At 61.2% G+C, this 17646-nt stretch carries 19 protein-coding genes; 11 read left to right on the forward strand and 8 right to left on the reverse strand.

Annotated elements, in window-relative coordinates:
- Nucleotides 1-25 precede the first annotated feature (25 nt).
- The 4 genes from AB2N04_RS00295 to AB2N04_RS00310 are packed head-to-tail and all read left to right on the forward strand — an operon-like array spanning nucleotide 26 to nucleotide 3382.
- Nucleotides 26-988 (forward strand): ABC transporter permease, encoded by a 963-nt coding sequence (locus AB2N04_RS00295; RefSeq protein ID WP_367714446.1) that lies wholly within the window; start codon nucleotides 26-28, stop codon nucleotides 986-988.
- The gene (locus AB2N04_RS00300) at nucleotides 985-1836 is read left to right on the forward strand and encodes an ABC transporter permease (protein WP_367714384.1); all 852 of its coding nucleotides are present in this window, start codon (nucleotides 985-987) and stop codon (nucleotides 1834-1836) included. Before AB2N04_RS00295 ends, AB2N04_RS00300 begins: the two co-directional genes overlap by 4 nt.
- Nucleotides 1833-2636: an ATP-binding cassette domain-containing protein gene (locus AB2N04_RS00305; RefSeq protein ID WP_367714385.1), complete on the forward strand. Its 804-nt coding sequence runs from the start codon at nucleotides 1833-1835 to the stop codon at nucleotides 2634-2636. The genes AB2N04_RS00300 and AB2N04_RS00305 overlap by 4 nt, the downstream gene beginning before the upstream one ends.
- Entirely contained in the window at nucleotides 2636-3382 is a 747-nt protein-coding gene (locus AB2N04_RS00310) for an ABC transporter ATP-binding protein (protein WP_367714447.1), read from the forward strand. Before AB2N04_RS00305 ends, AB2N04_RS00310 begins: the two co-directional genes overlap by 1 nt.
- A gap of 22 nt (nucleotides 3383-3404) precedes the next feature.
- Here the strand turns inward: AB2N04_RS00310 and AB2N04_RS00315 are convergent, their stop codons facing one another.
- From AB2N04_RS00315 to AB2N04_RS00350, 8 genes are all read right to left on the reverse strand, one after another.
- On the reverse strand, nucleotides 3405-4262 hold the full coding sequence (locus AB2N04_RS00315; protein WP_367714386.1) for an endonuclease/exonuclease/phosphatase family protein: 858 nt from the start codon (nucleotides 4260-4262) through the stop codon (nucleotides 3405-3407).
- Nucleotides 4259-5407 carry a sn-glycerol-3-phosphate ABC transporter ATP-binding protein UgpC gene (gene ugpC, locus AB2N04_RS00320; protein ID WP_367714387.1) on the reverse strand — a complete coding sequence of 383 codons (1149 nt, stop codon included), beginning with the start codon at nucleotides 5405-5407 and terminating at the stop codon, nucleotides 4259-4261. The genes AB2N04_RS00315 and ugpC overlap by 4 nt, the downstream gene beginning before the upstream one ends.
- A gap of 20 nt (nucleotides 5408-5427) precedes the next feature.
- Complete coding sequence (locus AB2N04_RS00325) at nucleotides 5428-6345, reverse strand: ABC transporter permease subunit (RefSeq protein ID WP_367714388.1); 918 nt, start codon at nucleotides 6343-6345, stop codon at nucleotides 5428-5430.
- A 10-nt stretch (nucleotides 6346-6355) separates the two neighbouring features.
- Nucleotides 6356-7240: an ABC transporter permease subunit gene (locus tag AB2N04_RS00330; protein WP_229450679.1), complete on the reverse strand. Its 885-nt coding sequence runs from the start codon at nucleotides 7238-7240 to the stop codon at nucleotides 6356-6358.
- A gap of 82 nt (nucleotides 7241-7322) precedes the next feature.
- Nucleotides 7323-7847 carry an extracellular solute-binding protein gene (locus tag AB2N04_RS00335; RefSeq protein ID WP_367714448.1) on the reverse strand — a complete coding sequence of 175 codons (525 nt, stop codon included), beginning with the start codon at nucleotides 7845-7847 and terminating at the stop codon, nucleotides 7323-7325.
- Complete coding sequence (locus AB2N04_RS00340; protein ID WP_367714389.1) at nucleotides 7771-8652, reverse strand: extracellular solute-binding protein; 882 nt, start codon at nucleotides 8650-8652, stop codon at nucleotides 7771-7773. Before AB2N04_RS00340 ends, AB2N04_RS00335 begins: the two co-directional genes overlap by 77 nt.
- Before the next feature lie 127 nt (nucleotides 8653-8779).
- A complete protein-coding gene (locus AB2N04_RS00345; RefSeq protein WP_367714390.1) occupies nucleotides 8780-9628 on the reverse strand; it encodes a phosphodiesterase in 849 nt (282 codons plus the stop codon).
- Nucleotides 9629-9763: 135 nt separating this feature from the next.
- Nucleotides 9764-10687, reverse strand: coding sequence for a helix-turn-helix domain-containing protein (locus tag AB2N04_RS00350; RefSeq protein WP_367714391.1), 924 nt, complete (start codon nucleotides 10685-10687; stop codon nucleotides 9764-9766).
- 195 nt (nucleotides 10688-10882) lie between these two features.
- On the opposite strand from AB2N04_RS00350, the gene AB2N04_RS00355 reads away from it, so the two are divergent.
- The 7 genes from AB2N04_RS00355 (at nucleotide 10883) to AB2N04_RS00385 (ending at nucleotide 17645) form a co-directional block, all read left to right on the forward strand.
- Nucleotides 10883-11908 carry a TRAP transporter substrate-binding protein gene (locus AB2N04_RS00355; protein ID WP_367714392.1) on the forward strand — a complete coding sequence of 342 codons (1026 nt, stop codon included), beginning with the start codon at nucleotides 10883-10885 and terminating at the stop codon, nucleotides 11906-11908.
- A gap of 93 nt (nucleotides 11909-12001) precedes the next feature.
- The gene (locus AB2N04_RS00360) at nucleotides 12002-12499 is read left to right on the forward strand and encodes a TRAP transporter small permease (protein ID WP_367714393.1); all 498 of its coding nucleotides are present in this window, start codon (nucleotides 12002-12004) and stop codon (nucleotides 12497-12499) included.
- The gene (locus AB2N04_RS00365; protein ID WP_367714394.1) at nucleotides 12499-13785 is read left to right on the forward strand and encodes a TRAP transporter large permease; all 1287 of its coding nucleotides are present in this window, start codon (nucleotides 12499-12501) and stop codon (nucleotides 13783-13785) included. Before AB2N04_RS00360 ends, AB2N04_RS00365 begins: the two co-directional genes overlap by 1 nt.
- 5 nt (nucleotides 13786-13790) lie before the next feature.
- Complete coding sequence (locus tag AB2N04_RS00370; protein ID WP_245291864.1) at nucleotides 13791-14630, forward strand: dihydroorotate dehydrogenase electron transfer subunit; 840 nt, start codon at nucleotides 13791-13793, stop codon at nucleotides 14628-14630.
- A complete protein-coding gene (locus tag AB2N04_RS00375; protein WP_367714395.1) occupies nucleotides 14624-15568 on the forward strand; it encodes a dihydroorotate dehydrogenase in 945 nt (314 codons plus the stop codon). The genes AB2N04_RS00370 and AB2N04_RS00375 overlap by 7 nt, the downstream gene beginning before the upstream one ends.
- Nucleotides 15565-16848 carry a Zn-dependent hydrolase gene (locus AB2N04_RS00380; protein WP_367714396.1) on the forward strand — a complete coding sequence of 428 codons (1284 nt, stop codon included), beginning with the start codon at nucleotides 15565-15567 and terminating at the stop codon, nucleotides 16846-16848. Before AB2N04_RS00375 ends, AB2N04_RS00380 begins: the two co-directional genes overlap by 4 nt.
- Nucleotides 16849-16949: 101 nt before the next feature.
- Nucleotides 16950-17645, forward strand: a complete 696-nt coding sequence (locus tag AB2N04_RS00385) for an orotate phosphoribosyltransferase (protein WP_367714397.1) — start codon at nucleotides 16950-16952, stop codon at nucleotides 17643-17645.
- The last annotated feature ends 1 nt before the right edge of the window (nucleotide 17646 follow it).

The following is a 17646-nucleotide window of genomic DNA, read 5'->3' on the forward strand; positions in this document are numbered from 1 at the left end:
TGGAATTGTCCTGAGGGAGGTTCCTATCCTCGTTTATATTGCCCGGCGGCTCGCCATTCTTTTCTTCTCGCTTCTGGCGGCCTGTGTGGTTCTGTTCATACTGCTCAGGCTTTTGCCCGGAGACCCTGCCAATTCGTTGATTTCCGTGGGCGCGGACGAAGCGCAGATCGCAGCCGCGCGGCGGCAGGTCGGCTCGGATCTGCCGCTTGCACAGCAATTTCTCCAGTTCATCACGAGTCTGGCGCGTTTCGATCTTGGCACGTCCTTCGTCAGCCGCACGCCGGTTCTGCCCGAGATAATGGACCGGCTCGCCGTCACGCTGCCACTTACCGTCCTCTCATTCATGCTGGCGCTGGTGATTGCCGTGCCGCTTGGCATTCTATCGGCAGTGAAGGCCGATCGCTGGTATGGCGCGGCCATCTCGGTCGTCTCGCAGCTCGGCATCGCCATTCCCGTTTTTTGGGTCGGCATTCTTCTGGTCACGCTGTTTGCCGTCAATCTGCGGCTCTTCCCCTCCGGTGGCTTTCCGCCGCGCGGCTGGGAAACGCCGGTCGAAGCACTGCGCACCTTGTTTCTGCCGATCCTCACGATCGCCATCGTCATGTCCGCCTCGCTTTTGCGCTATGTGCGATCGGCCACGCAGGATGTGCTCGGCAGCGACTATCTGCGTACGGCGCGCGCGCTCGGCTCGGGCTTTTCCGAAGCGCTGGTGCGCCACGGCATCCGCAATGGCGCGGTGCCGGTCATGTCGATCCTCGGCATCGAGCTGGCCACCGCCCTTCTCGGCGCGGTGGTGGTGGAGCGGGTGTTCAACCTGCCGGGGCTCGGCTCCATGCTTCTGCTTGCCATCGAGCAGCGCGACTATCCGAACATTCAGGGCGTGCTCTTCATCTCCACACTGCTCGTTCTGCTGATCGGCTTTCTTGCCGATCTCGGTCAGCGTCTGGTCGACCCGAGACTGCGTGACAGCCGGGGGGCACGCTCATGAGCGGACAGGTGGAAACGGCGACAGTGCCCAACCGTCGTGGCTCGCTCACGCTCACCGTGGGGCTTATTCTCGTCGGTCTGCATGTCGCGGTCGCGCTGCTCACGCTGGTGTGGACGCCCTACGATCCTACCGGCATGGCCGGTGGGCGGCTCGAAGCACCGTCGCTTGCCCATTGGGCTGGCACCGACCGTCTTGGGCGCGATCTCTTCACGCAGATCATGATCGGCTCGCGTATCGCGCTGATCGTTGGTTTCGGCGCGGTGGCCATCGCTGCAACGATCGGCGTCACGCTTGGTGTTCTGTCGGCCTTCGCCACGCGGTATCTCGATGACATTCTGGCCGCCGCCTTCGACATTCTGATCGCGTTTCCGACGCTGCTTCTGGCCATGCTTGTGGTGGCGGCAACCGAGAGCGCCAGCCTGTTTTCGGCCACGCTGGCGCTGGGCATTGCCATTTCGGCCATTGTCGCGCGGCTCACTCGCATTCTCGCCAAGCGCGTTCTTTCGATGGATTACATCACGGCAGCGCGCACGGCAGGTGCCTCCTGGCCGAGCATTGTCTTCCGTCATCTCCTGCCCAACATCTGGCCGATGCTGGCGGTGAACTTTGCGCTCCAGTTCGGCCTCGCCGTCATCGCAGAGGCTTCGCTGTCCTATCTCGGCCTTGGAGCACCGCCGCCCAACGCCTCGTGGGGCCGTCTCCTTCAGGAGGCACAGGGCACAGTCTACACCGCGCCCTTCGGGGCCATAGCGCCGGGCATCGCGCTCGTCACGCTGGTGATTGGCATGAACCTTCTGGCCGATGGCCTGCGCGATGCGGGCGATCCGACCCGGAGGGGCCGGCAATGAGCCTTCTCGACATTCAAGGCCTGACGCTTACCACCGATGGCAAGACGCTGGTTTCCGACGTCTCCTTTTCCATCGCGCCGGGTGAGCGCCTTGGCCTGATCGGCGAATCCGGGTCAGGCAAATCGCTCACCGCTCTCGCCACCATCGGCCTTCTGCCGCGTGGGTTCCGGATCGAGGGCTCCGTCACGCTCGACGGCAGCGAGGTTGTGGGAGCGTCCGAAAACGCGATGATTGCGCTGCGTGGCGCGGCGGCAGCAACCGTGTTTCAGGAGCCGCTTACCGCGCTCAACCCGTTGATGAAGGTTGGGAAGCAGGTTGCCGAGCCGGTCATCCGCCGGCACCGCCGCGCGGGCGAAACGGTTGACCGCGCAGCCGTCGCGCGCGAGGTGCGGTCGCTGCTTGAGCGTGTTTCCCTGCCCGACATCGACCGGATCGCAAAATCCTATCCGTATGAGATTTCCGGCGGTCAGCGGCAGCGTGTGGCCATCGCCATGGCGCTCGCCTGTCGCCCGAAACTGCTGATCGCGGACGAACCCACCACGGCGCTCGACGTGACAACGCAGGTGGAGATCCTCGACCTCCTGTCCGGTCTGGTGCGGGAGGAAGGCATGGCGCTTCTCTTCATCAGCCACGATCTCCCGGTGGTGGCGCGCGTGACAGAAAATGTCGTCGTGCTGCGGCGTGGGGCGGTGATCGAGCGGGGCGAGGTGCATGCCGTGTTCGATGAACCGAAACACGAATATACAAGATCGCTGGTCGACGCGGCCACCGCGTTCGACAAGGCGCTGGGGCCTGCATGATGAGCCTGATTTCACTCGACAATGTGTCCTTCGGTTACTCGCGCAAACAACAGGTTCTGCACGATGTCTCGCTCAGCCTTCGCGCTGGCGTGAATGTCGGTCTGGTGGGGGAATCGGGCTCCGGCAAATCCACGATCCTGAAGCTTCTGCTCGGTCTGGCGCGTCCGACCGGTGGGCACATCCGGTTCGGCGAGGCCGAGCTCGACCCGCGTGACCGTGCATTCATGCGCGGGTATCGCAAGGCGGTTCAGGCGGTGTTTCAGGATCCCTATTCCTCGCTCGACCCGCGCCAGAAGGTACAGTCCATCATTGCCGAGCCTTTGCGGGCGCTGGGCATTCCCGGCTCTCATCGGGAGGCGATCGAGAAAGCGCTCCACGATGTCGGCCTGCCGGCAGATGCCATCGAGCGCTATCCGCATGAGTTTTCCGGCGGTCAGCGTCAACGCATTGCCATTGCGCGCGCCATTGTCGCGCGTCCGCAGCTCATTCTTGCAGATGAAGCGGTGAGTGCGCTGGATCTCTCGACGCGTGCACGCATCGTCGATCTTCTCAAGGCGCTTTCGGAGGAAATGACGATCCTGCTCGTTTCGCACGACCTGGCGGTTGTCGCGGCGCTGTGCGAGGAGATCGTCATTCTGGAAAAGGGCCGTGTCGTCGAAAGTGGCAAGACCGCTGACATTCTTGCAAATCCCGCGCATCCCTATACGCAAAAACTGCTTGCCAGTGTGCCGCGGATGCCGGCCTGAGCCCGGCACCCGCAGTTAATGATTAGCCTTCGATCTCGACCCAAAAGGGCTGGTGGTCGGAGCCCTGCGCATCCATGTCGATCCATGCACGCCTGACGCTCGCGGCCATGTTCGAGCTCACCACGCAATGGTCGATCCGCTCGCCTGAACCGATGAAGCTCACGCCTTCATCTTCGTCATTGCCGGCGGCGACCCATGCATCGGTGAACCCGCCATCCTGCACGAGGCGGCCATGCTTCTCGGAGCGGTCGCCGATCAGCAGAGCATATTCCTCGCTGTCGAGCGTGAAGTTGAAGTCGCCCATCACGATTGTGCGCTCGGGCACGGGCGGCGGCGGGATCTCATACCAGTCGCCGGCGATCTTTCCGCCCCAAGCCGAACCACGATGCGACGCGTTGAGGAGAAGGTCCATCGCATGATGCACCTGCGGCAGCCGTGTCTGTGGGCCGATATGATCGAAATGCACGGAGCAGAAACGCAGTGGCCCCGTATCCGTGTCCACCACGGTTTCAATCATCGCACGCTGCTGGTGATACTGGTTCGTGAGTGCCATCTTGGGCAGAAGATGGTTCATGGAGGAAAGAATTGGCCAGCGCGAAAGCACCATGTTGCCGACCTGCCGCCGGCGATGCGTTATCGAGCCGTCATCGCCGACGATGGAGGCATCGATATCGATGCCGGGGCCATACACCCAGTGATAACCGGGCAGCCGCGCGCCGATCTCCTGCGCCTGATGCACCAGCCCGGTGCGGGGGAAGTAAGTTTCCACTTCCTGCAGGGCGATCAGGTCCGCACCCTCGATCTCGGAGACGATGCGGTCGAGGTTGAACTGCTCGTCCTTCCCCTTGGAATACTGGATGTTGTAGCTGACGAGCTTCATTGAATGGCTCCGGCAAGAGTGGGCTGGCTGGCTGTGACGGGTTGGGCGGCGGGGTTGCTCTCTGCCACGATGCGTTTCTCGGACGATGCGTCAAAAAGATGAACGCTTTCCGCCGCGATCGAGAGCGAGCAGGGTGTACCCGGTGAAGGGTGCCTGCGCCCGGCGGAATGCAGCACGAAGTCACGTCCGGCGAGACGGCCATGCATCAGTCGGCCGCTGCCCTGTTCCTCGGAGAAGTCGAAGGCGACGGTCAGAAGATGCGGATCGTTGGCTTCCGGCACGATCTTCAGATCCTCGGGTCGAAGGCCGACGATGACCGACTGGCCGGCGATGGTCTTGCCGATGCCGGGGTCTATGGGAAGGCGGAAATTCGTGTTGTCGATAACAGCGAAGGTTCCGTCGTCGGAGACGCCGCAGGGCAGGAAGTTCATCGCCGGCGAGCCGATGAAGCCACCGACATAGACGCTGGCAGGCGCGTGGTAGACCTCTTCGGGCGTGCCGACCTGCTCGATCCGGCCGGCATTCATCACCACCAGCCTGTCGGCAAGCGACATGGCCTCCACCTGATCGTGCGTCACGAAGACGGAGGTGGCTTTCAGCGCGCGGTGCAGGCGGCGGATTTCCAGCCGCATCTGTACGCGCAGCTTGGCATCGAGATTGGAAAGCGGCTCGTCGAAGAGGAACACTTTGGGCTCGCGGACGATGGCGCGGCCCATGGCAACGCGCTGGCGCTGACCGCCCGAAAGCTGTGCCGGCTTGCGGTCGAGAAGCTGGTCGAGACCGAGGCTTTTTGCGGTGGCTTCCACCTTCTGCATCCGTTCGGCCTTGCGCATGCCGCCGACCTTCAGAGCGTAGCCGATGTTTTGCGCCACGGTCATGTGCGGGTAGAGCGCATAGTTCTGAAACACCATGGCGCAGCCGCGCTCGCGTGGTTCGAGCCTGTTGACCACTGTGTTCTCGATGGCGATCTCGCCGTTGCTGATTTCCTCAAGCCCGGCGATCATGCGCAGAAGTGTGGACTTCCCGCAGCCCGAAGGGCCGAGAATGACGATGAACTCGCCATCGTGAATGTCGAGGTCGACACCGTGAACGACCTGGTTCTTGCCGTAGAATTTTTCGACCTTGCGAATGTTGATATCGGCCATGATGACAGCCTTTCCTGAAATTATTTTTCGGTGCTGATGAGGCCGCGCACGAACCAGCGTTGCATCAGGACAACGACGAGCAGCGGCGGCAGCATGACGATGAGTGTTCCGGCCATGGCGACATTCCAGTCGGCGATGGCGTCAGGGCCGGGGATGAGGCGGCGCAGCTCCATCACAACGGTGGAGTAGTTTGCCCGGTCGGTGATGATGAGCAGCGGCCACAGATACTGGTTCCACGCATAGACGAACATGATGGTGGCAAGGGCCGCGATGTTGGTGCGCGACAGGGGCAACAGTATCTCGACAAAGAAGCGGAATGGACCCGAGCCGTCCATCTTGGCCGCTTCCACCAGTTCGTCGGGAATGGTGAGGAAGAACTGGCGGTAGAGAAACGTGCCGGTCGCCGTTGCTACCAGCGGCAGGATCAGGCCCGTATAGGAGTTCAGCATGTTCCATTCGAGCGAGAGCTCGACGCCTGAGATCTGGGCGATAAGCCAGCTTATGCCGGTGGCGTCGAGGATGGTCTGGAACGGGTAGAGCGCGTTGGCGGCCACCGAATAGGTGGGCACGATGCGCACTTCCAGCGGCAGCATCAGGGTGATGAAGATCACCCAGAAAAACACCATGCGCAGGCGGTAGTTGAAGAACACGATGGAGAAGGCGCTGATGGCCGAAATGATCACCTTTCCGATCACGACGGCGATGGCGACGATCATCGAATTCATGAACTTCACGCCGAATTCGGCGCGGGTCCATGCGGCGGTGAGGTTGTTCCACAACTCGCCGCCCGGCAGGTAGTGCACATTGGGCGAGTTGACCTCGGCCACCGTCAGCGTGGCGGCGACGAATGCGAGCCAGATTGGAATGATCAAAAGCAGGGCGCCGGCGATGAGGATCACATGCGTGACGATGTTGAGGAGGGGGGTGCGTTCGATCATGACTTGCTCCTCACGTGTAGTGCACGCGGCGTTCGATGAAGCGGAACTGGAAGAAGGTCATGAGGATGACGAGTCCCATGAGAACCAGTGATTGCGCAGCGGCACCGGAATAATCGAGCCCCTGAAAGCCATCCACATAGATCTTGTAGACCATCAGCTCGGTCGCACGGGCGGGCCCGCCTTCGGTCAGAATGTCGACGATGCCGAAGGAGTCCGTGAAGGAATCCGTCATGTTGATGACCAGCAGGAAGAAGATGGTCGGCGCGAGCAGCGGAAGCTGCAGGTCGACCATGCGGCGCATCACACGCGCGCCATCCATGGAACCGGCTTCAATCAGCGAGCGCGGAATGGACTGGAGCCCGGCCAGAAAGAAGATGAAGGAATAGGAGACCTGTTTCCACGCCTGGGTGATGATGATCGCGGTCATGGCATCGACGCCGGAGAGCGCGGGGTTCCACAGGCCAGGCGACAGCGTGTTCAGATAGGCAAAGACACCCGACTGCGGATTGAAGAGAAAGCGGAACGCGAGCGCGGCGGCGGGTGCCGCGATGGCATAGGGCCAGATCATGCCGACGCGGAAGAAGCGATAGCCGCGCAATTGCCTGTCGGCGAAGAGCGCCAGCACCAGCGCGATGGACATGGCAAGCCCGGTCGAAAGCACGGCAAAGACGATGCTGCGCCAGATCGAGGCCCAATAGGTCTCGTCGGAGAAAACCGCCTTGAAATTGTCGAGTCCGACCCATTGATTGCCGCCGCCGAAGGGCTGCTCAAGGGTGAAGGCCCAATACATGGCCTGCGATGCCGGCCAGTAGAAGAACACGAAGATGATCAGCAACTGGGGGGCAATGAAGAGATAGGCCAGCCAGTTGGCCTTGAAATAAGCGCGCTTTTGCATGGGCGTTCCGGGGGTTGCGGAGACAGGCTGAAATGGAGGCGCCACGGCTCATCGAGCCGCGGCGCGCTGGAGTTGGCCTGCTTCAGGGCAGCGTCTTGCCCTTGTAGGTGCGCTCGAACTTGCGCAGCATCGTGTTGGAGCGTTTGACGGCGTCGTCCAGCGCTTCCTGAGGGGTCTTCTGACCGCTCAGAACGGCCTGCATCTGCGAGGTCCACTCGGCGCGGATCTGCACGAAATTGCCGAGGCGGATGCCGCGGGTCAGCGGGGTGACCGGCGTGTAGGTGAGCGATTCAATGGCCTTCTCGCGGCCCTTGTAAGGGCGCTCGTCATAAAAGCCCTTCTTGACGAGATAGTCGAAACCTTCGTCGGTCACCGGGATATAGCCTGTCACCGTGCTCCAGAACTCGGCGGATTCGGGTTCGGCAAGGAATTTGAAATATTCGGCCGCGCCGCGATACTGCTCTTCGGTCTTGCCGGAAAGCGTCCAGAGCGATGCACCGCCCACGACCGAGTTCTTGCGCTCCGTGCCCTCATAAACAGGCAGCATGGCCACGTCCCAGAGGAAACCCTCGCCGACCTGCTCCGTGACGGCCTGATGGCTTGCGATGGAGCCGAAGAAGTGCGCGCACTCGCCGGCGGCGAAGGCATCGCGGGTGGAGAGGGCCGGTTTCGCGGGTCTTGATGACCAGAAGGCCCTCGTCGATCCAGCGCTTGATGTCCTTCATGTGTTTGGCATGAAGCGTGGTGTTGAACACCACTTCCGCGTCGAGGCCGTCATAGCCATTGTTCTTCGTGGCGATCGGCTCACCATGGACCATGGAGAACTGCTCCAGATCCACCCATGAGGAAGGCGCGTAACCGGCAGGGCAGGCGCTGCCGGCTTCTTTCAGCTCGCGCAGGATCTGCTCATACTCTTCCCAGGTTTTCGGTGCTTCGTCGCGGCCGATGGATTTGTAGGCGTCGACGTTCCAGTACATCATCGCCGTGGAGGAGTTGAACGGCATGGACCAGAGGCGGCCCTCAGAGTCGGCGTAGTAGTTGGCGATGCCCGGGAAATAGGAGTCCCAGTCGATGTCGATCCCGTGATCTTCCATCAGCTTGTAAGCTGGATACACCTGCCCCGAAAGCATCAGGTCGGGTGCCGAGACCTCGACTCCCTGCACGATGGTCGGATGCTTTTTGGCGCGGAAGGCGGCGATGGTGTTTTGCAGGGCCGTGGCATAGTCGCCCTGGCTGACGCAGGAAATCTCGTACTTGTCCTGCGAAGCGTTGAAGCGGTCGCAGGTGGCCTGAACCTGTTCACCTAACTGACCGGTGAGACCGTACCAGTATTCGAACTTGACCCTTTCGGCCATTGCCGATGTCGTCAGTGCCAGCAGCGCGAGCGTGCTTGCGATGAGTGTCTTTTGCATCTTGGTTCCCTTGGATGGAAAGAAGCGGTCGCCGGCACCAGCACCGGTCGCGCCTTGGCCTATCGGTGCGTCTTGACAGTTGGGTGACCGCAAAATGAAACTTATTTGAAAGCGCCCGGTTTAATGGTTAGCCGGCAACTTTTTCGCGCTCAGCATTGTCTTCCGCGTGTTTGTGGCGTTTTCCAAAGAGGCCGTCGGCCATTTCCGCGTGGCGGTGAATGTAATCGTGGAAGTGCACGAGCGTGCTGTGCTCATCGGCCAGAACCACTGCGTACTGAGCTGGGCCATCGAGCCGCAGCGGCTCACCCGGCATGCCCGGCAGATGTGCGTTGACATCGTAGTGGTTGCCGGAAATCGTGGTCAGGGGCATGCCGTGCCACAGGCCCGTCGTCTGCCGGTGCACGTGGCCGGCCATCACCTGACGAATGTCGGGGTGCGTCTTCAGGACATCGAGAAAGCGCTCCGATTCCTGCAGCTTGATCTGGTCCACGGGCATGTGAAGATCGTTTGCATGATGGTGCATGACGATGATGACCGGCCGGTCCTTGGCTTCTTCGAGGCGGGTGGCGAGCCATGAAAGGCGCGTTTCGCACAACACGCCGCTGACGATTTCCGGCTCGGAGGAATCGATGACGATGACGCGATATCCCTTCACGTCGACGGCCTTCTGGATATGGCCGTTCTCATCATCGTGCAGGGTGCCGAACACCTGCTTGAACCGGTCGCGGTGGTCGTGGTTTCCGAGCGTGAGCACGACCGGCATCTCGAGCTGGTCGATCATCCGGTCGAGAATCTCATAGGCGGGCACCTCGCCGCGGTCTGCAAGGTCGCCGGCGAAGATGCAGAAATCCGCATCCCCATGGTTGGTGTTGGCGCTGTCGATGGCTGCCTGGAGACGCCTGGTCGTGTCCAGCCCGTTGGTGGCGACACCTTCCGGCGAGAGGTGAATGTCGCTCATGACGATGAATTTCAGCATGATTGCCCCGCTGTTGTCGTGTGTTTTTCGGACCGAATGGCCGTTGCACAGCGGGTATCACCGCCCTGTGTCGGGCAGCTGACAGATTTGTTGCAGCAATATTACAATGCGGTGACCGGCGTGGCCGGGACCCTCTCAGCCTTCGGCGGGGATGGCGTATTTCTCGATCATCGTCTCGAGATAGCTGACCGCTTCATCACCTTTCAATGCATCGCCCCAAAGGCGTTCGGCAATGTCTTCATGCAGGGTCATGGCTTCGGGCGCCGAGGTGATGAGCGCCACGCCGACACGGATGTTTGGCTGTTCACCGAGCCGGAAGGGGCTGATCGCCAGCACAGAGCGGTCCTGCTGGCGGAAGATCTGGAAACTGGTTGCAGGCACGGGCTCGCGCACGATGCCGATCTGAATGCCGATCGGCTGTTCCCGCAGCATGGTGAGGATGTACTCGGCCTCCCGGCGTGCCTGGAGGCGACGTTTATGCACGACATCTGGCGGGAGATCATGTCGACCGATCAAGCCGTGCAGCAAGAACCCTTCCAGGTCCGCCGAGGCAATAAGGCTCACGATCAGCGGCCGGCGCAGACGAAACGCCTTCTTGCGTGCACGCAGGATATCGATCAGCCCGTCCACCACCTCTCCCGAAGTGCCGTCCGGGTCTACCTCGGCCGGAACGGATTCGCGCAGCACCTCCTGCAGTGCATCGTCATAGGCGTCCGAGGTCAGGAGGTAGGAGACCGGGCTGAACAGGCCGATCACCTGCTGGCAGTCGTCCTCGAGCTGACGCATGCGCTCGAAAAAGGCGATGGCGCTCGACACATATTCCACGCCAACACCCATGAGACTGGGCAACGAGACGCCCAGCACATCCGCGATGCTGGTGAGCATCTCGATCTTGCGGATTTCGCCTTTTTCGGCGCGATAGAGCGCGGCGCGCGAGATGCCCAGCTTCTCGGCCAGTTCTTCGGGAGCAAGCCCCTTGCCAAGGCGAAAAGCACGCAGGCGGGCGCCAATGTCGCTGAACCTGATCAGATCGCCCTGTGACGTGCTGTTTGGTGACACGCTTTTTTCTCGCAAGTTCCCGTGCCTTCCGTTATCGGGTGCGCTGCGTCGGCTTGTCAACGCGTATGCTCAAATATGCACCATAAGCTCATAAATGGGACAAAAAAGCAATTCGTCTCAATTTTGAGAATTTTGTTGACAGGCCAAAACTGGGCTCGTAGTCTGCTTGTTCAAAAAAGCAATGGAGGCGGAACAATGAAACATCTCATTCGGAAACTGGCTGCAACGACCGTGATGGGCGTGGCTGGCGCGGCATTCGCGACAGGCGTCTGGGCAGCGGATTTCGTGGCCAAGATCGGTCACCTGGAATCGACGCAGCAGTCGCGTCATGTTCATCTCGAGAAGGTGGCCAAACTGGTCAATGAGCGCACGGACGGTGCTGTCGAATTCCAGATCTTCCCGCAGGGCCAGCTCGGCCAGCAGCGCGAAATGACAGAAGGCGTCCAGCTTGGCACGCTTGAGGCGACCGTGGCGCCAGCCGCTTTTCTTGGTGGCTTCAATCCCGCCGTTTCCATCATGGACATTCCGTTCCTGCTTCCCGACAATGACGAGACCGCCCAGAAGATCCGCGGTGGCGCATTCGGTGAGGCGCTTTGTGATAGCTTCAATTCGCGCGGCGTGACCTGCATCGGCCTGTGGCCGAACGGCAAGAAGAACTTCACCTCTTCCAAGCCGCTCGCCAGCCTGGAAGACTTTGCCGGCCAAAAGTTCCGCGTGATGGATTCCAACATCCTCATCGAGCAGTTCAACTCGCTTGGCGCATCGGCGATCGCTCTGCCGTTCGGCGAACTTTACACCGCGCTTCAGACCGGCGTTGTCGATGGCGAGGAAAACCCCCTCGACACGATCCAGCGCATGAAGTTCTATGAAGTGCAGGAGCACCTCGTGCTTTCCGACCATGGTGCGATGGAAGACGTCATCCTCTTCAACCCGGCCTGGTGGGCGAGCCTTCCCGAAGAGCATCAGAAAACCATCGTCGATGCGTTCAACGAGGTCATTCCCGAGCTGATCGACCACAAGGCCGAGGCCGTTGCCGCAGCACTTGAGGAGATCAAGAAATCCGACATCGAAATTCGCGAAATGAGCGAGGAAGAGAAAGCTGCGTTCCGCGAAAAGATGTATCCGGCTGCACGCGCTGCCTATATCGAGCGCGCAGGTGAAGAAGGCGAGAAGCTGATCGCCATCTACGAAAAGGAATATGAGGCAACAAACGCGCAGTAAGCGCAGCCTCTTACCGAACCAAAGCATTGACTTTCATGTGCCGGGCTCCACCGCGAGCCCGGCAACGGTTCCCTTTTTTCAAGGATCGAGACGTTGAAAGCACTTGCCATCATCAGGACTGCAGAGCGCGTTGCGGCGGTCTCCATCTTTCTGACCATGGTCGCGCTCTACTTTGCCAATGTGCTGGCCCGGCAGGTCGGCGGCACGTTTGCCTCCGAGTTCGCCTGGGTCGAGGAAGCGGTGCGGTTGATGAGCCTCTTCCTCGTTTTCCTCACGGTTGGTCTCGCGCTTGAAAAGGGTCGCCACGCCGGCGTGCACACCTGGCGTGATCGCATTGCGCGGGCGACAGGGCTGCCGCTGAGAAAGATCATCGACGCGGTCGGCTTCGTCTTTTGCATCTATCTGGTCTGGCTTGGCTACCAGATGACAGCATTCGTTTTCGGCATGGGGCAGAAAAGCCCGACGCTGAACATCCCGGTCTTCTGGATCTATCTCGCGCCCACCATCGGCTTTTCGCTCATGGCGCTGCGATTTGCACTCAGCTTCTTTGGCCGCATCGATCGTTTCGCCGGACAGGCGTCGGAGGAATAATGATCCTTTTCGCACTCGTCATCATCGTCGCGGTCATGCTGCTGGTCCTCGGTTTCGAGATGTTTCTCGTGCTGGGCGTGCCGGCGCTCATGATCAAGGAATTCTTCTACGGCAACCTGCCTGATCCGGTGGTCATCCAGAAGGTTCTGGGCGGCATCAACCACACGACGCTTCTGGCCATTCCCTTCTTCATTCTGGCGGCCGAACTGATGGGCGAGGGCCAGATTGCCCGCCGCCTCACCGGCCTCGTCAAGGTGCTGGTCGGTCATCTGCGCGGCGGCATGGGCTACACAACAATTGGCGGCTCCATGGCGTTCGGCTCGGTTTCCGGGTCAGCTCCGGCCACGGTCGCGGCCATGGCGCGCATGGTCTATCCGGAAATGCGCAAGGCCGGTTTCAGCGACAAATTCTCGCTCGGCCTGATCGTTTCCAGCGCCGAGACGGCGCTGCTCATTCCGCCGTCCATCACCTTCATCATCTATGGCTGGATGACGGGCACCTCCGTTGCAAAACTCTTTGTCGGCGGTCTTGCCGTGGGGCTGGTGCTCGGCCTTGCCTTCGCCATCATGGCGGCGATCGAGGCGCGTCGCTCCGGCGTTGAACCCGGTCCGCGCACAAGCTGGAAAGAACGCGTCGTCGCGATCCGGGACGCCGGCTGGGCGCTCGGCATGCCGCTCATCATTCTTGGCGGCATATACAGTGGCTATTTCACGCCCACCGAGGCGGCGGCCGCGAGCGTCGTCTATGCCATCTTCGTAGAAGGCGTGATCTTCCGCGAACTGACCTGGCGCAAGCTTTTTGCCGTCACGGAGCGTGCAGCCATCTCCACCGCCATCATCTTTGTCCTGCTGGCGATGGGTGGCCTGCTCTCCTACTTCATCACCCTTGCGCAGGTGCCTTCGGCAATCACCGCATTTCTCGACGCGATCCACGCCGGCCCGATCATGTTCCTTTTGATCGTGAACATCAGCTTCCTGATCGCCGGCATGTTCATCGATCCGAATTCGGCGCTCTTGATCCTCGTTCCGCCGCTCTATCCCGTGGCCACGGCGCTCGGCATCGATCCTGTCCATTTCGGCATGATCGTCACGCTGAACATTTCCATCGGCATGATCACGCCGCCCTTCGGGCTCGACATCTTCGTGGCGTCCTCGACGCTGTCGAAACCGGTTCTCACGATCATTTCGGGGCTGTGGCCCTTCATCATCGCGAACCTCATCGTTCTGGCGATCATCACCTATGTGCCCGACATTTCCACCTTCCTGCCGAACCTCGTGTTCGGATGACGGAAATGCCAGAAAGGATTGAAACGATGGACGACGTGCCGTCAATCAAGGCTTTCGAGCTGCCGCTCTCAGTCAAGAGCAACGAGCCGGTCAATGGCGAATATCGTCTTCTGGTTCTTGCAGCGCCGCATGACATTCTGAAGCGTTGCCGTGCAGGGCAGTTCTTTCATCTTCTGTGCCCGCAGGCGGGTGGCGAAACGCCCTATCTGCGCCGGCCCATGAGCATTTACGGCTTCTATCCCGAGAAGGGGGAGCTGCATTTCCTCTACAAGGTGACGGGTGCTGGCACCCGTGCGCTGGCCTCGCTGGCGCTGGGCGACAGGCTGAATGTTCTCGGACCGCTCGGCGAGCCTTTCACCATTGCCGACGACTGGCAGGATCTTGTGCTGGTGGCGCGTGGTGTGGGCCTTGCCACGCTTGCTCCGCTGGCGCTGGAGGCCAACCGGCTTGGCCGCAGGCTGACCGCGATATGCAGCGCGCGCCATCCCGACTATCTGATGTCGACGGATTATTTCGCGTCGCTTGGTGCCGATGTCATCACGCTGACCGATGCGGAAGGCACGTCGGATCTGGACAATCTGGAAAAGGTTATCGAGGGGCTGATCGCGGACGGCCGTGCCGACGCTTTCTACACCTGCGGCTCCAACCGCATGCTCCGACTGTTGCAGACCATTGGCGAGCGGCACGGCATACCCGGCCAGATCGCGCTCGAGCAGCAGATGGCCTGTGGCATCGGCATGTGCCATTGCTGCGTTCGCCCGTTCAATCGCGGCGACCGGCAGGTGCATCTCAGGGTATGCCGCGAAGGCCCCGTCTTCGACATGATGGAGGCGATCGCATGGTAGATCTTTCGGTCGATATTTCCGGGCTCAAACTCAAGAACCCGATCATGCCGGCATCCGGCACCTTCTCCGAGGATCTGGCGGAGGTGTTCGATCTCGACCGGCTTGGCGCGCATGTGACCAAGACCATCACCCGTGGCTGGCGCGACGGCAATCCGACGCCGCGCGTGTGCGAGGTGAATGGTTCGATGCTGAACTCCATCGGCATTCCGAGCAAGGGCGTGGGTGCCTTCATCGAGAAGGTCGTACCGTTCTACGCCCATTACGAAACACCGCTGGTGGTTTCGATCTCAGGCAACACGGCGGATGAATTCGCAACCCTGTGCTCCGAGGTCAGCGTGCCCGGCGTCGCGGCCATCGAGGTCAACATTTCGTGCCCCAACATCGAGGAAGACGGCAAGGCGTTCGCCATCCGTCCATCTTCCACCCATGACGTGATGCGCAAGCTGCGCGCGGCGACCGATCTGCCGCTCTGGGCGAAGCTCACGCCCAACACGGGCGAGACCTCTGAAGTGGCGCGCGCTGCGGAAGAGGGCGGCGCCGATGCGCTGGTGGTAGCCAACACCATCCTCTCGATGGCCATCGACATCAACACGCGCCGGCCCAAGCTCGGCAATCTGATGGGCGGTCTGTCCGGCCCGAGCCTGAAGCCGATCGCGCTGCGCATGGCCTATCAGTGTGCGCGTGCGACCAGCATCCCCGTCATCGGCTGCGGTGGCATTTCGACGGTTGAGGACGTGATCGAATATCTGATCGCTGGCGCATCCGCCGTTCAGGTGGGCACAGCCACCTTCATTCACCCGACGATCATGCTGTCGCTGATCGATGGACTGGAAGACTGGCTCTCCAACCAGGGGCTTTCCTCCGTGAAAGACCTGATCGGCACCGTGATCGATGGCGAGCAGGATGAGGCGGTCGTCTTCATGGAAGCGGCGCCATGAACGCGCAGCCCGCTCCCTTCGCCGATGTCCGGGCGCAGGATCACGCGCTCGCCGCGCGCCTGTTTGACGATGTTGCGCGCCTGTCGCCAGATGTCGAAGGCGTTAGCCGTCCGGCCTTCTCCGACATCGAGACCAGGACGCTGAAATATCTTGAAGACGTTGCGAAGGCCGAGGGGCTGGCAGTCTGGTACGATGCGGGCTGCAACGCCCGTTTCTCGCTGCCGGAGGATCGCGATGCCGAGCGTTTCGTCGTCGTCGGCTCCCATGTGGACAGCGTGCCTTTCGGCGGCAATTTCGATGGGCTCGCCGGTGTTGTCGCAGGGCTCATCTGTCTGATCCGCGCCCGGCGCGAAGGCCGCCGTTTTGCCAAGCCGGTGCATGTGCTTGCCATGCGCGGTGAGGAAAGCGCGTGGTTCGGCCCGTGTTATATCGGCTCGAAGGTGCTGACCGGCACGCTTTCAAAGCGGGAGCTTGAAGAAACCCACAAGGGCGATGGCCGCACGCTCGAAGAGCACATGGCCGATATCGGCCTGCCGGTCGAAGATATCCGGGCGCAAAAGCCGCTGATGGATGTGAGCCGTATCGAGGCCTATCTCGAACTCCACATCGAGCAGGGACCGCTCCTGATCGGCAAGAACATTCCGGCCGCCGCCGTCTCGGGCATTCGCGGCAATATCCGCTACCGCTCCATCACCTGCCACGGCGAAGCCGGCCATTCCGGCGCGGTGCCGAAGGCCTACCGGCGCGATCCGGTTCTGGCCATGGCAGATCTTCTGGTGCGGCTCGATGAAAGCTGGACGACGATCCTCAACAAGGGTGACGATCTGGTTCTGACAAGCGGCATCGTGGCGACGGATCCCGAGAAACACGCCATGTCGCGCATTCCCGACAGCGTGTCCTTCAGCCTCGACATGCGCAGCCAGAAGCCGGAAACGCTGGACGACATGCGCGCGCTTCTGAAAAGCGAAATGAAGGAGATCGAGCGCGACCGTCGGGTGCGTTTCGAGCTTGGCGAAGAGCTTCGTGTCGAGCCGGCGCTTTGCGACAGGGGGCTCGTCGCAGGCCTTGAAGAGGCCATGCGTCAGGTGGGACAGGAGCCCTTCGTCATGCCGAGCGGCGGCGGGCACGACGCAGCGGTGTTCGCCGCTGCCGGCGTTCCCGCGGCCATGGTGTTCGTGCGCAATCGCAATGGCTCGCACAATCCGGACGAAGCAATGGAGATCGACGATTTCCTTGCCGGTGTGGATATCCTCTCCGCCTTCCTTGCGGGGGCGGAATGACGGTGCGTTTTCTTCTGGAAACGAATCTCGTCATTGCCGGGCTGGCCCAGGCGGGAGATTGCTGTTAGCGAAAAGGCCCGATCAACGAACAGGACCACGACATGTTCTCCAACACCTTTCCCGACCGGACTGCCATATCGCAGATGGTCGCCCGCATGCTTCTGGAGATCGAGGCGGTGCACTTTCGCGCCGAGCAGCCGTTCACCTTCACGTCTGGTCTCGCAAGCCCGGTCTATATCGACTGCCGCAAGCTGATTTCCTATCCGCGCGTTCGCGCCGCGATCATGGATTTCGCGGCATCGATCATTTTCCGCAATGTAGGTTTCGAGCAGTTCGATGCGGTGGCCGGCGGCGAGACGGCGGGCATTCCCTTTGCCGCCTGGCTTGCGGAGCGGATGGGGCTTCCCATGCAATATGTGCGCAAAAAGCCGAAAGGTTTTGGCCGCGACGCCCAGATCGAGGGCGCATTGAGCGAAGGCGCGCGCGTGCTTCTGGTCGAGGATCTGACCACCGATGGTGGCAGCAAGATCAAGTTTGCCGAGGCCGTGGCGCGCACCGGGGCGCAGGTCACCGACACGTTCGCCGTCTTCTATTACGACATCTTCCCCGACACGCCGAAGCGGCTTGAAGCCGCCGGCATGCGTCTGCATCATCTGGCCACCTGGTGGGATGTGCTGGCTGTCTGCAAGGAAGAAAATCGCTTTTCGCCGGAAACGATCGCTGAGGTCGAAAAATTCCTGAATGCGCCGACCGTATGGTCGGCCAACCATGGCGGCATTTCAGAACTGCCGCAGTAAA

Source organism: Nitratireductor sp. GISD-1A_MAKvit (assembly GCF_040819555.1).
GTDB lineage: Bacteria > Pseudomonadota > Alphaproteobacteria > Rhizobiales > Rhizobiaceae > Nitratireductor.

Bases quoted from the DNA above. Each gene is read 5' to 3' on its own strand.
- AB2N04_RS00375 (WP_367714395.1), top strand. From the start codon at position 14,624: ATGGTAGATCTTTCGGTCGATATTTCCGGGCTCAAACTCAAGAACCCG.
- AB2N04_RS00325 (WP_367714388.1), bottom strand. From the start codon at position 6,345: ATGATCGAACGCACCCCCCTCCTCAACATCGTCACGCATGTGATCCTC.
- AB2N04_RS00315 (WP_367714386.1), bottom strand. From the start codon at position 4,262: ATGAAGCTCGTCAGCTACAACATCCAGTATTCCAAGGGGAAGGACGAG.
- AB2N04_RS00385 (WP_367714397.1), top strand. From the start codon at position 16,950: ATGTTCTCCAACACCTTTCCCGACCGGACTGCCATATCGCAGATGGTC.
- AB2N04_RS00365 (WP_367714394.1), top strand. From the start codon at position 12,499: ATGATCCTTTTCGCACTCGTCATCATCGTCGCGGTCATGCTGCTGGTC.
- ugpC (WP_367714387.1), bottom strand. From the start codon at position 5,407: ATGGCCGATATCAACATTCGCAAGGTCGAAAAATTCTACGGCAAGAAC.
- AB2N04_RS00330 (WP_229450679.1), bottom strand. From the start codon at position 7,240: ATGCAAAAGCGCGCTTATTTCAAGGCCAACTGGCTGGCCTATCTCTTC.
- AB2N04_RS00340 (WP_367714389.1), bottom strand. From the start codon at position 8,652: ATGCAAAAGACACTCATCGCAAGCACGCTCGCGCTGCTGGCACTGACG.
- AB2N04_RS00370 (WP_245291864.1), top strand. From the start codon at position 13,791: ATGCCAGAAAGGATTGAAACGATGGACGACGTGCCGTCAATCAAGGCT.
- AB2N04_RS00355 (WP_367714392.1), top strand. From the start codon at position 10,883: ATGAAACATCTCATTCGGAAACTGGCTGCAACGACCGTGATGGGCGTG.
- AB2N04_RS00345 (WP_367714390.1), bottom strand. From the start codon at position 9,628: ATGCTGAAATTCATCGTCATGAGCGACATTCACCTCTCGCCGGAAGGT.
- AB2N04_RS00300 (WP_367714384.1), top strand. From the start codon at position 985: ATGAGCGGACAGGTGGAAACGGCGACAGTGCCCAACCGTCGTGGCTCG.
- AB2N04_RS00310 (WP_367714447.1), top strand. From the start codon at position 2,636: ATGAGCCTGATTTCACTCGACAATGTGTCCTTCGGTTACTCGCGCAAA.
- AB2N04_RS00305 (WP_367714385.1), top strand. From the start codon at position 1,833: ATGAGCCTTCTCGACATTCAAGGCCTGACGCTTACCACCGATGGCAAG.
- AB2N04_RS00380 (WP_367714396.1), top strand. From the start codon at position 15,565: ATGAACGCGCAGCCCGCTCCCTTCGCCGATGTCCGGGCGCAGGATCAC.